The 11,741-nt window shown below is 54.5% G+C and carries 12 protein-coding genes; 10 read left to right on the top strand and 2 right to left on the bottom strand.

Annotated features, from left to right (window positions below; translation table 11 throughout):
* Positions 1 to 4 precede the first annotated feature (4 nt).
* The 5 genes from nqrE (at position 5) to HII27_RS22700 (ending at position 3,652) form a co-directional block, all read left to right on the top strand.
* Entirely contained in the window at positions 5 to 601 is a 597-nt protein-coding gene (gene nqrE / locus HII27_RS22720) for an NADH:ubiquinone reductase (Na(+)-transporting) subunit E (RefSeq protein ID WP_185669670.1), read from the top strand.
* Between the two features lie 12 nt (positions 602 to 613).
* Positions 614 to 1,837 carry an NADH:ubiquinone reductase (Na(+)-transporting) subunit F gene (gene nqrF / locus HII27_RS22715; RefSeq protein WP_185669669.1) on the top strand — a complete coding sequence of 408 codons (1,224 nt, stop codon included), beginning with the start codon at positions 614 to 616 and terminating at the stop codon, positions 1,835 to 1,837.
* Positions 1,838 to 1,839: 2 nt separating this feature from the next.
* Positions 1,840 to 2,055: a (Na+)-NQR maturation NqrM gene (gene nqrM / locus HII27_RS22710; protein ID WP_185669692.1), complete on the top strand. Its 216-nt coding sequence runs from the start codon at positions 1,840 to 1,842 to the stop codon at positions 2,053 to 2,055.
* Positions 2,056 to 2,150: 95 nt separating this feature from the next.
* Positions 2,151 to 3,206, top strand: a complete 1,056-nt coding sequence (gene dinB / locus HII27_RS22705; RefSeq protein WP_185669668.1) for a DNA polymerase IV — start codon at positions 2,151 to 2,153, stop codon at positions 3,204 to 3,206.
* Between the two features lie 2 nt (positions 3,207 to 3,208).
* Positions 3,209 to 3,652: a GNAT family N-acetyltransferase gene (locus tag HII27_RS22700; protein WP_185669667.1), complete on the top strand. Its 444-nt coding sequence runs from the start codon at positions 3,209 to 3,211 to the stop codon at positions 3,650 to 3,652.
* Positions 3,653 to 3,742: 90 nt separating this feature from the next.
* Here the strand turns inward: HII27_RS22700 and pepD are convergent, their stop codons facing one another.
* Positions 3,743 to 5,200, bottom strand: a complete 1,458-nt coding sequence (gene pepD, locus HII27_RS22695; protein ID WP_185669666.1) for a cytosol nonspecific dipeptidase — start codon at positions 5,198 to 5,200, stop codon at positions 3,743 to 3,745.
* 257 nt (positions 5,201 to 5,457) lie between these two features.
* Between pepD and gpt the strand changes: the two genes are divergently transcribed.
* The 3 genes from gpt (at position 5,458) to crl (ending at position 7,726) form a co-directional block, all read left to right on the top strand.
* A complete protein-coding gene (gene gpt / locus HII27_RS22690) occupies positions 5,458 to 5,916 on the top strand; it encodes a xanthine phosphoribosyltransferase (RefSeq protein ID WP_010427903.1) in 459 nt (152 codons plus the stop codon).
* A 106-nt stretch (positions 5,917 to 6,022) separates the two neighbouring features.
* Positions 6,023 to 7,267, top strand: coding sequence for an esterase FrsA (gene frsA, locus HII27_RS22685; RefSeq protein WP_185669665.1), 1,245 nt, complete (start codon positions 6,023 to 6,025; stop codon positions 7,265 to 7,267).
* 57 nt (positions 7,268 to 7,324) lie between these two features.
* Positions 7,325 to 7,726, top strand: coding sequence for a sigma factor-binding protein Crl (gene crl, locus HII27_RS22680; protein WP_185669664.1), 402 nt, complete (start codon positions 7,325 to 7,327; stop codon positions 7,724 to 7,726).
* 167 nt (positions 7,727 to 7,893) lie between these two features.
* Here crl and phoE read toward each other — a convergent pair whose 3' ends face one another.
* Positions 7,894 to 8,982, bottom strand: a complete 1,089-nt coding sequence (gene phoE, locus HII27_RS22675) for a phosphoporin PhoE (RefSeq protein ID WP_185669663.1) — start codon at positions 8,980 to 8,982, stop codon at positions 7,894 to 7,896.
* Positions 8,983 to 9,269: 287 nt separating this feature from the next.
* Between phoE and proB the strand changes: the two genes are divergently transcribed.
* Both proB and proA read left to right on the top strand, forming a co-directional pair.
* Positions 9,270 to 10,373 carry a glutamate 5-kinase gene (gene proB / locus HII27_RS22670; protein WP_185669662.1) on the top strand — a complete coding sequence of 368 codons (1,104 nt, stop codon included), beginning with the start codon at positions 9,270 to 9,272 and terminating at the stop codon, positions 10,371 to 10,373.
* A gap of 10 nt (positions 10,374 to 10,383) precedes the next feature.
* Positions 10,384 to 11,634, top strand: a complete 1,251-nt coding sequence (gene proA, locus HII27_RS22665; protein ID WP_185669661.1) for a glutamate-5-semialdehyde dehydrogenase — start codon at positions 10,384 to 10,386, stop codon at positions 11,632 to 11,634.
* Positions 11,635 to 11,741: the final 107 nt, after the last annotated feature.

Here is an 11,741-nt window from a genome sequence, read left to right as displayed (position 1 = left end):
GATTATGGCTCATTACATTAGCCTGTTTGTCCGCGCGGTGTTTGTTGAAAACATGGCGCTGGCCTTCTTCCTGGGGATGTGTACTTTCCTCGCGGTGTCGAAGAAAGTCTCCACCGCCTTCGGCCTGGGTGTGGCGGTGACGGTTGTGCTCGGCCTTGCCGTGCCAATTAACAACCTGGTCTATAACCTGGTGCTGCGCGACGGCGCGCTGGTGGACGGCGTGGATCTCAGCTTCCTGAACTTCATCACCTTTATCGGGGTGATTGCGGCGCTGGTGCAGATCCTCGAGATGATCCTCGATAAATACTTCCCGTCGTTGTATACCGCGCTCGGTATCTTCCTGCCGCTTATCGCGGTGAACTGTGCGATTTTCGGTGGCGTATCGTTCATGGTTCAGCGCGACTATAACTTCGGCGAGTCCATCGTTTACGGCTTTGGTTCTGGTATTGGCTGGATGTTAGCGATTGTCGCCATGGCCGGTATTCGCGAGAAAATGAAGTATTCAAACGTGCCCGCGGGACTGCGCGGCTTAGGGATCACCTTTATCACCACCGGATTGATGGCATTAGGTTTTATGTCGTTCTCCGGTGTGCAGCTATAAGGGCCGTTAATCATGGAAATATTACTTGGCGTAGTGATGTTTACGCTGATTGTGCTGGTGCTGTCGGTGCTGATTCTGTTCGCCAAATCGAAACTGGTGAATGCCGGTGACGTGGTTATTGAAATCAATAATGAAGCGGACAAACAGATCAAAACGCCGGCCGGTGACAAGCTGCTGAATACGCTCTCCAGCAACGGCATCTTTATCTCATCTGCCTGCGGTGGCGGTGGTTCCTGTGGCCAGTGCCGGGTGAAGGTGAAAGAGGGCGGCGGCGATATTCTGCCGACCGAGCTTTCGCATATTACCAAGCGCGAAGCCAAAGAGGGCTGCCGTCTGGCCTGTCAGGTTGCCGTGCGTCAGGATATGAAAATCGAACTGCCGGACGAAGTGTTCGGCGTGAAGAAGTGGGAATGCGAGGTTATCTCTAACGATAACAAAGCCACGTTTATTAAAGAGCTGAAGCTTGCCATTCCGGCAGGAGAAAGCGTGCCGTTCCGCGCCGGGGGCTATATTCAGATTGAGTGCCCGCCGCATAAAGTGGCCTACGCCGACTTTGACGTGCCGGATGAATACCGCGGCGACTGGGATAAGTTTAATCTGTTCCGCTACGTCTCCGACGTCAAAGAGCCAACTTTGCGCGCTTACTCAATGGCAAACTACCCGGACGAGAAGGGCATGATTATGCTCAACGTACGTATCGCTACGCCGCCGCCATCCGCGCCTGACGTGCCGCCGGGAATTATGTCCTCCTATATCTGGTCGCTCAAGGCGGGCGATAAGGTGACGATCTCCGGGCCGTTTGGCGAGTTCTTTGCCAAAGAGACCGAAGCGGAAATGGTGTTTATCGGCGGTGGCGCCGGGATGGCACCAATGCGTTCCCACATTTTTGACCAGCTTAAGCGCCTGCATAGCCAGCGTAAAATCAGCTTCTGGTACGGCGCTCGTTCGCTACGTGAAATGTTCTACCAGGAAGAATTTGAAAAGCTGGCGCAGGAGAATCCGAACTTCACCTTCCATATCGCGCTTTCCGATGCGCTGCCGGAAGATAACTGGACGGGCTATACTGGCTTTATTCATAACGTCCTGTATGAAAATTACCTGCGTGACCACCCAGCACCGGAAGACTGCGAATTCTACATGTGTGGGCCGCCGATGATGAACGCCGCAGTTATCAAAATGCTTAAAGATCTGGGCGTTGAGGATGAAAACATCATGCTCGATGACTTTGGAGGCTGATGATGTTAACGGTCTTTCTGGCGACCTTCGGTATTTTTGTACTGGTGATTTTTGGCATGTCGCTGGGCTATATCGTGAAGCGAAAAAGCCTGCAGGGCAGCTGTGGCGGGATTTCTTCGTTAGGGATGGAGAAAGTGTGTAACTGCCCTGAACCCTGCGATGCGCGTAAAAAGCGTATCGCCCAGGAGGCGCAGCGCCAGCAGAACCGTATCCTGTAGTTTCTCTTTTCGCCCGGCTTTGCCGGGCGATTTGTATTCTTCTCATTTGCCAATGTTATGCTGTATACTTATCCAGTGGTAAGTGAGGGCTAACGATGCGCAAAATAATCCATATTGATATGGACTGCTTCTTCGCGGCGGTGGAAATGCGCGACAATCCGGCGCTGCGCGATATCCCTATCGCCATTGGCGGCAGTCGGGTACAGCGTGGCGTGATAAGCACGGCGAACTATCCGGCGCGCAAATTTGGCGTGCGTAGCGCTATGCCGACCGGGATGGCACTGAAGCTCTGCCCGCATCTTACGCTGCTGCCGGGGCGTTTTGAGGCCTATCGTGAAGCGTCCAACCATATCCGGGAGATCTTCTCCCGCTATACCTCGCTTATCGAGCCGCTCTCGCTGGATGAAGCCTATCTGGATGTAAGCGCGAGCCCCCACTGTCACGGGTCGGCTACGCTGATGGCCCAGGAGATCCGCCAGACTATCTTTAACGAACTCTCGCTGACCGCATCAGCGGGGGTGGCGCCGGTGAAGTTTCTCGCCAAAATCGCCTCTGACCTCAACAAACCCAACGGCCAGTTTGTGCTGACGCCCGACGAGGTTCCCGGTTTTCTCAAAACCCTGCCGCTTGGCAAAATCCCCGGCGTGGGTAAGGTGTCGGCCGCGAAGCTTGAAAGCATGGGGTTGCGTACCTGCGAAGACGTACAAAACAGTGACCTTGCCATGCTGCTCAAGCGTTTTGGTAAATTCGGGCGGATCCTCTGGGAACGTAGTCATGGGATCGACGAACGTGAGATCCATAACGATCGCCAGAGAAAGTCGATCGGCGTGGAGCGAACGCTGGAAGAGGACATTCATGAATGGGCCGACTGCGAAGCGATTGTCGAACGTCTTTATCCCGAACTGGAACGGCGGCTGGCGAAAGTCCGGCCGGATCTGCGCATCGCCCGGCAAGGGATAAAACTCAAATTTAATGATTTCCAGCAAACCACCCAGGAGCATGTCTGGCCGAAGCTGACCAAAGACGATCTGCTCGCCACGGCCTATCAGTCCTGGCAGGAACGCCGCGCCGGGCGCGGGGTGCGCCTGGTTGGCCTGCACGTTACGCTGCTCGACCCGCAGCTGGAAAGGCAGCTTCTTTTAGGGATTTAACCATGCTTATTCGTGAGTACCGTGACGGTGATTTTTCCACGCTGTGCCAGATTTTTCAGCGTGCGGTAAGAGAAACCGCCAGCCAGCACTACTCGCCCGCCCAGGTAAACGCCTGGGCGCAGGTAGATGAAGCCCGCTGGCGGCAAAAAATGGCCGACTCTCTGGTTCTGGTGGCGACGGTTGATGACGTGCCGGTGGGTTTTGTTACCGCCGTTGAGCTTTATATTGACCTGCTGTTTGTCGACCCATCGTATTCACGACAGGGGATCGCCAGCGCATTGCTGAAAGCGCTGTTCGCCAGGCTCCCGACGGGAACGTTAACGGTAGAAGCAAGTATCACGGCCAGAGCGTGTTTTGAACGGCTGGGATTTGTGGTGGTAGCAGAACAAGCGGTGGAAGCGCGCGGGGAGACGTTTGTGAACTATCGGATGGAAAAAATCAGGTAGGGTGGTGATATTCCCGGCGTCGTTGCACTCGGCCGGGCTACATTATTCGTAGCCCGGCCAGGCGAAGCGCCGCCGGGAACGGCTCAAAACTTACTTCGCCGGAATCGCTTTCAGCAGTTCCGTCAGCAGCTGCCAGTACTGGCCAACGCTTTCGATATGAACCTGCTCATCCGGAGAGTGTGGTCCGGTGATGGTTGGCCCAATGGAGACCATATCCATGTCTGGATAAGGTTTCTTGAACAGACCACATTCCAGACCTGCGTGGATGATCTGAATGTTCGGAACCTTGTTGAACAGACGCTGATAGGTTTCACGCACCAGGTGCATCACCGGAGAGTTAGCGTCTGGCTGCCAGCCTGGGTAGCCGCCTTTCGGCTGGGTTTTAGCACCGGCCAGCGCGCCCAGAGATTCCAGCATGCTCACCACGTAATCTTTACCGCTGTCGAGCAGGGAACGAATCAGGCAGTGAATGGTGGCGGTATCTTCAGTCATGGATACCACGCCAACGTTCAGAGAGGTTTCAACCACGCCTTTCGCCACGTCGGAGTTACGAATCACGCCGTTCGGAGTCGCGTTCAGCAGCTGAATGAACGCATCGCGAGAAGCGTCGGTCAGCGCTTTACCGTCAACGGTCTGGGTTTCCAGAACCAGCGTCAGGTTTTTCTCTTTCGCCGACAGTTCGTTTTGCAGAATGTGCAGGTAGGTATCAACCAGGCCTTTCAGCTCATCAGCTTTATCCGCTGGGATTGCCAGCGCAGCAGAGGCTTCACGTGGAATGGCGTTACGCAGGGTACCGCCGGTGAAGTCGACCAGACGCAGATCCAGCTCGTTCGCGTGAGCGACCAGGAAACGGGCCAGCAGTTTGTTGGCATTGCCAAGACCGAGGTGAATATCACCGCCGGAGTGGCCGCCTTTCAGGCCTTTCAGCGTCAGCTTGAAGCCCTGGAAGCCCGCAGGAATCGCTTCGCGAGTCAGCGGCAGGTTGCTGGTGAAGTCGATACCACCGGCACAACCCATGTAGATTTCACCCTCTTCTTCAGAGTCGGTGTTGATCAGAATGTCGCCCTGCAGCCAGTTTGGTTGCAGACCGAACGCGCCGTCCATGCCAGTCTCTTCGGTCATGGTCAGCAGTACTTCCAGCGGACCGTGCTCAACGGACTCGTCGGACAGTACCGCCAGCGCGGAAGCCATACCGATACCGTTATCGGCACCCAGCGTGGTGCCACGTGCTTTTACCCACTCACCGTCGATGTACGGCTGAATAGGGTCTTTGGCGAAGTCATGAACGGTATCATTGTTTTTCTGCGGCACCATATCGAGGTGGGCCTGCAGTACAACCGGTTTACGGTTTTCCATACCCGGGGTCGCGGCTTTGCGAATCAGAATGTTGCCAACCTGGTCGCGCTCTGCGTGAAGACCTTTTTCTTTCGCCCAGCCAACGATATGCGCGGCGAGCTGCTCTTCATGATGAGAAGGGTGCGGAATAGAACAGATTTTGGCAAAAATATCCCACAGCGGCTGCGGGGATAATTGAGACAGTTCAGACACGGTGAGTCTCCTTACGGCGTTCTGCAAAAGTCGCTTGCAGGTAAAGGGTTAGCACATACACATACCACAAGACTGGCTTGCGCGATGGGGTTGAGAATACCACTTTCTGCCTCTTCCGGTAGAACAAACCACGTAAAAAGCGCGCCGGATTCCGCTTAACACTGGTTTTTAGTGCGTCAGATCTCTATAATCTCGCGCAACCCATTTCCCCCTTGAACATTTTTTAAGCCGTATAACATAGGCTGGGACAACTTCACATGAGCGAAAAATACGTCGTCACCTGGGACATGTTGCAGATTCACGCACGCAAACTGGCCGCACGCCTGATGCCTTCTGAACAGTGGAAAGGCATTATCGCCGTTAGCCGCGGCGGTCTGGTACCGGGCGCACTGCTGGCACGTGAACTGGGCATTCGTCACGTCGACACCGTATGCATCTCCAGCTATGACCACGACAACCAGCGCGAACTGACCGTTCTGAAACGCGCTGAAGGCGATGGCGAAGGCTTTATCGTTATTGACGACCTGGTAGACACCGGCGGTACCGCGGTAGCGATTCGCGAAATGTACCCAAAAGCTCATTTCGTCACCATCTTCGCTAAACCAGCTGGTCGTCCGCTGGTTGACGATTATGTTATTGATATCCCGCAGGATACCTGGATTGAACAGCCTTGGGATATGGGTGTGGTGTTCGTACCGCCTATCTCTGGCCGTTAATTCTGTCAATTAATGCGCTTCCAACGCCCGGTTATGCCGGGCGTTGTTTTATTTAACGTCCTACGCGTTACAATACATCCAGGAAAGTATCTATGGAGGTTTTGTGATGCCAGAAGCTAATCTCAGCGAAACGCTATTCAAGCCGCGCTTTAAACACCCTGAAACGTCAACGCTGGTACGCCGGTTCAACAATGGTAGTACCTCCCATATGCAATCGGCGCTCAGCGGCAATAACGTACCGCACTGGTACCGCATGATTAACCGCCTGATGTGGATCTGGCGCGGTGTTACCCCGCAGGAAATTCTCGATGTGCAGGCGCGCATTGTGATGAGCAAGGCCGAACGTACCGACGATGAACTGTATGACACCGTGGTGGGCTATCGCGGCGGTAACTGGATTTATGAATGGTCTTCTCAGGCCATGCTCTGGCAGCAGAAAGCGACCCAGGAGCAAGACGAAGCCCTCAGCGGCCGCCACTGGCTGCACGCCTCAAACCTTTATAGCATTGCCGCGTACCCGCACCTGAAAGGTGACGATCTCGCCGAACAGGCGCAGGCGCTGGCAAACCGTGCCTATGAAGAAGCGGCTCAGCGCCTGCCGGGTGAAATTCGTGAACTCGAGTTTGCCATTCCCGGCGGTTCGCCGGTCACCGGCTTCCTGCATATGCCGAAAGGCAATGGCCCGTTCCCAACGGTGTTGATGTGCGGCGGGCTGGATGGCCTGCAAACCGATTACTACAGCCTTTATGAGCACTACTTCGCGCCGCTCGGCATTGCGATGCTGACGCTGGACATGCCGTCGATTGGCTTCTCCTCTAAATGGAAGCTGACTCAGGACTCCAGTATGCTGCACCAGCACGCGCTGCGTGCGCTGCCGGATATTCCGTGGGTTGACCATACCCGCGTGGCGGCGTTTGGCTTCCGCTTCGGCGCGAACATTGCCGTGCGCCTGGCCTATCTGGAAGCGCCGCGGCTGAAAGCCGTTGCCTGTCTTGGCCCGGTGGTACACGGCCTGCTCAACGACCCGCTGCATCAGGGGCGTGTGCCGGAGATGTATCTCGACGTGCTGGCTTCGCGCCTGGGCATGCACGATGCCTCCGATGAAGCACTGCGCGTCGAACTGAATCGCTACTCGTTGAAGACTCAAGGTCTGCTGGGCCGACGCTGCCCAACGCCGATGCTGTCGGGCTACTGGGATAACGATCCGTTCAGCCCGGAAGAGGAGTCGCGGTTAATTGTTTCGTCATCTGCGCAGGGCAAACTGATGCCGATCCCGTTTAACCCGGTGTACCGTAATTTCGATCGTGCTCTGAAAGAAATTGCCGGGTGGATCAATAATAGATTTTGTTAATATATTGCTAAATTCTATTGATTTGGTAAAACAGTTGCATCACTAAAGGAGATCGCAATGACGTTACCGAGTGGACACCCAAAGAGTAGATTGATCAAGAAATTCACTGCGCTTGGCCCCTATATCCGCGAAGAACAGTGCGAAGATAACCGCTTTTTTTTCGACTGTCTGGCGGTATGTGTAAACGTAAAACCTGCGCCGGAGAAGCGTGAGTTCTGGGGCTGGTGGATGGAGATGGAAGCAGAAGAACGCCGCTTCACCTACAGCTACCAGTTCGGCTTGTTCGATAAAGAGGGGCACTGGCAGGCCGTCGCGATCAAGGACCCTGAGGTCGTTGAACGTCTGCAGCAAACGCTGCGCGGCTTCCATGAGCGGGCAAAAGATCTGCTGGCGACGCTGGATCTGGCACTGGAACCCGCCGATGGGTTTGCCAATGAAGCGGTGAAGCGTACCGCGTAGTGCATGCTTGATGGCGCTACGCTTATCAGGCCTACGGTTCATTCTGTAGGCCGGATAAAGCAAAGCCGCCATCTTGCAACGTCAAATATAAAAGGCCAGCAAAGTTTGCTGGCCTTTTATATTAAGAAGCAAATAACGCCAGCTGTCTGGCGTTATTATTTTCAACCTTAGAACTGGTAGGTCATACCAACGGCTACGACGTTATCCGTCATAATCGCCAGGCGTTTAGTGATCGCAGTTTCATCAACCAGGTTGATTTTATAATCAACAAAGGTGGACATGTTTTTGTTGAAATAGTAGGTCGCGCCTACGTCAACATATTTCATCAGGTCCTGATCGCCGATACCATTGCCCAGGTCTTTACCTTTCATCTGCACGTAGCCCAGGGATGGACGCAGACCGAAATCGAACTGGTATTGTGCTACCGCTTCGAAGTTCTGTGCTTTATTGGCGAAGCCCTGATCGATATCTGCCTTCCCTTTAATTGGGGTCATATTGCGGGTTTCGGTATAAACCATCGCCAGGTAAATGTTGTTGGCATCGTATTTCAGGCCAGTGCCCCATGACTCTGCGTTTTTACCGCCGTTAGCCAGAGATTTTAGCTGCTGAACGTTGGTACGGTCAGAGTTGGTGTACGCTGCGCTGATAGCGAAATCGCTGCCGCCGAAGTCATAGGCAACAGAGGTACCGAAGCCGTCGCCGTTAGCGGTATCGTAGGCGCGGTCATTTTTACCCTGATATTGCAGGGTTAAATCCAGACCATCGACCATGCCAAAGAAGTCGGTGTTGCGATAGGTCGCCAGGCCGCTGGAGCGTTTGGTCATAAAGTTATCGGTTTTGCCAGTAGAGTCACCGCCGAATTCCGGGAACATATCGGTCCAGGCTTCAACGTCGTACAGCGCGCCCAGGTTACGACCGTAGTCAAAAGAACCGAAGTCTTTTAATTTCAGACCAGCAAATGCCAGACGAGTTTTCTGTGAAGAGGTGGTGCTGCTTTCTTCTTTATTGCCGGCAAACTCAGATTCCCAGCGACCATAACCGGTCAGCTGGTCGTTAATTTTGGTTTCGCCTTTAATGCCGAAACGAACGTATGTTTTATCGCCATCGGAGCTGGAATCATCGCTCATGTAGTGCATTGCTCTTACTTTGCCGTAAACATCCAGTTTATTACTATCCTTGTTATAAACTTCTGCTGCCATAGCTGAAGAAGAAGCAATAATACCCATCATCGTTAATGCCAGAGTTGTTTTTTGCATTTCTCAATCCCGATTTTTTAGCTTTAAAATTTGCTGTGAAAGACCACTGTGAAAAAACAGGAACGTTTTTATCCTTCCCGTGTTAAAAATTTATGACAATGTCAGATTAAATATAAAAAAGTATGTTTAAGTTTTTCTGTCATAAAAATGTCAATATTCTCCACTAGGCTGCCTGATCCCGCGCAACAAAACCCCTCGCTTTCTGCGCTGCCTGTTGGCAAGCGGCCTGACACCTGCTACAACGTTGGTCTGGTATTGATATTTCTTATTTTTAACGGCAGAGAATCATGAGTGATAGTCAGACGCTGGTGGTCAAACTGGGCACCAGTGTTTTAACGGGCGGATCGCGCCGCCTGAATCGCGCGCATATTGTCGAACTGGTTCGCCAGTGCGCTCAGCTCCACGCAGCTGGGCATCGAATTGTCATCGTAACGTCAGGAGCAATTGCCGCCGGGCGTGAGCATCTGGGTTACCCTGAACTGCCCGCGACTATTGCTTCCAAGCAGCTGCTGGCTGCCGTTGGTCAGAGCCGCTTAATTCAGCTCTGGGAACAGTTGTTTTCTATCTATGGTATCCACGTCGGTCAGATGCTGCTGACCCGCGCCGATATGGAAGACCGTGAGCGCTTCCTCAACGCCCGTGACACCATGCGTGCGCTGCTTGATAACAACATTGTTCCGGTAATTAACGAAAACGATGCGGTGGCGACCGCAGAGATTAAGGTTGGCGATAACGACAACCTCTCCGCGCTGGCGGCGATTCTGGCCGGTGCCGATAAGCTGCTGCTGCTCACCGATCAGCAAGGGCTGTTTACCGCCGACCCGCGCAGCAACCCGGACGCCGAGCTGATTAAAGATGTCTATGGCATTGATGACGAGCTGCGTGCCGTCGCCGGTGACAGCGTATCTGGCCTGGGCACAGGCGGCATGGGCACCAAGCTGCAGGCCGCTGACGTCGCCTGCCGCGCCGGTATTGACACCATTATTGCCGCCGGTAGTCTGCCGGGCGTGATTGGCGACGTGATGGCGAATGTCTCCGTCGGCACCCGTTTTCACGCGCAAGATACCCCGCTGGAAAACCGCAAACGCTGGATCTTTGGCGCACCGCCGGCCGGTGAACTGATAGTGGATGAAGGCGCCACTTCGGCGATTCTGGAACGCGGGAGTTCATTACTTCCAAAAGGCATTAAAAACGTGACAGGCAACTTCTCTCGTGGTGAAGTGATCCGCATCCGTAGCCTTGCAGGCCGCGACATCGCCCACGGTGTAAGCCGTTACAACAGCGATGCGCTGCGCCTTATCGCCGGGCACCACTCGCAGGAAATTGACGCCATTCTTGGCTACGAGTACGGCCCGGTTGCTGTGCATCGCGACGACATGATCACCCGCTAAGGAGTTAAACATGCTGGAACAAATGGGCATTGCCGCCAGGCAGGCCTCCTATAAACTGGCGCAGTTATCCTGCCGCGAGAAAAACCGGGTTCTGGAAACCATTGCCGATCATCTGGAATCTCAAAGCGAAGAGATTCTTGTGGCTAACGCTGAAGATTTAGCCCAGGCACGCGAAAACGGCCTGAGCGAAGCGATGCTCGATCGTCTGGCGCTGACGCCAGCCCGCCTGACGTCGATTGCGAACGACGTCCGCCAGGTATGCATGCTGGCCGATCCGGTAGGGCAGGTGATTGACGGTGGGCTGCTCGATAGCGGCCTGCGCATCGAACGTCGCCGCGTCCCGCTGGGCGTAATCGGTGTGATTTACGAAGCTCGCCCGAACGTCACCGTTGACGTCGCCGCGCTGTGCCTGAAAACCGGCAACGCCGCCATTCTGCGTGGTGGGAAAGAGACTTATCGCACCAACGCCGCCACCGTCGGCGTGATTCAACGCGCCCTGAAAGAGTGCGGCCTGCCAGAAGCCGCCGTTCAGGCCATCGACAACCCGGATCGTGCGCTGGTGAGCGAGATGCTGCGTATGGATAAGTATATCGATATGCTGATCCCTCGCGGCGGCGCTGGCCTGCATAAGCTGTGTCGTGAGCAGTCGACGATTCCGGTGATTACCGGCGGTATCGGCGTTTGCCATATCTATATCGATGACTCCGCAGAGATTGACGCGGCGTTGAAGGTTATCGTCAATGCGAAAGCCCAGCGTCCGAGCGCCTGTAATAGCGTCGAAACGCTGCTGGTGAATCAGTCCATTGCCGATAAGTTCCTGCCAGCGCTGAGCCAGCAAATGGCCGATAGCGGCATTACGCTGCACGGCGACGACACCGTGATGCGTGAGCTGAAAGGCCCGGCGAAGCTGTTGCCGTTAAAGGCTGAAGAGCTTGATAACGAGTATCTGTCGCTGGATCTTAACGTAGTGGTGGTTCCGGATATGGACAGTGCGATTGCACACATCCGCCAACACGGCACCCAGCACTCCGATGCTATCCTGACCCGCACCCTGAGCAACGCCAACCGTTTCATCAACGAAGTGGACTCCTCAGCGGTGTACGTCAACGCCTCCACCCGCTTCACCGACGGCGGCCAGTTCGGCCTGGGTGCAGAAGTGGCGGTGAGCACGCAGAAACTACACGCGCGCGGCCCAATGGGCCTTGAAGCACTGACCACCTACAAGTGGATCGGCTTCGGCGATGATACCATTCGTGCGTAATTGATAGCGGGCGATGCAAAAATAGGCGGTTGATTAACCTGACTATTGACGCATCGCCCGGTTAGTTTTAACCTTTTGTCCCGTGATTCACGTTCGTGAACACGTCT

The organism is Kluyvera sichuanensis (genome assembly GCF_014218705.1).
Lineage (GTDB): Bacteria > Pseudomonadota > Gammaproteobacteria > Enterobacterales > Enterobacteriaceae > Kluyvera > Kluyvera sichuanensis.
This window is presented reverse-complemented; position numbering and strand designations above follow the sequence as displayed.

Coding starts and splice junctions, on each gene's coding strand:
- dinB (WP_185669668.1), top strand. CDS start 2,151: ATGCGCAAAATAATCCATATTGATATGGACTGCTTCTTCGCGGCGGTG.
- phoE (WP_185669663.1), bottom strand. CDS start 8,982: ATGCAAAAAACAACTCTGGCATTAACGATGATGGGTATTATTGCTTCT.
- proA (WP_185669661.1), top strand. CDS start 10,384: ATGCTGGAACAAATGGGCATTGCCGCCAGGCAGGCCTCCTATAAACTG.
- nqrF (WP_185669669.1), top strand. CDS start 614: ATGGAAATATTACTTGGCGTAGTGATGTTTACGCTGATTGTGCTGGTG.
- frsA (WP_185669665.1), top strand. CDS start 6,023: ATGCCAGAAGCTAATCTCAGCGAAACGCTATTCAAGCCGCGCTTTAAA.
- nqrM (WP_185669692.1), top strand. CDS start 1,840: ATGTTAACGGTCTTTCTGGCGACCTTCGGTATTTTTGTACTGGTGATT.
- nqrE (WP_185669670.1), top strand. CDS start 5: ATGGCTCATTACATTAGCCTGTTTGTCCGCGCGGTGTTTGTTGAAAAC.
- proB (WP_185669662.1), top strand. CDS start 9,270: ATGAGTGATAGTCAGACGCTGGTGGTCAAACTGGGCACCAGTGTTTTA.
- gpt (WP_010427903.1), top strand. CDS start 5,458: ATGAGCGAAAAATACGTCGTCACCTGGGACATGTTGCAGATTCACGCA.
- HII27_RS22700 (WP_185669667.1), top strand. CDS start 3,209: ATGCTTATTCGTGAGTACCGTGACGGTGATTTTTCCACGCTGTGCCAG.
- crl (WP_185669664.1), top strand. CDS start 7,325: ATGACGTTACCGAGTGGACACCCAAAGAGTAGATTGATCAAGAAATTC.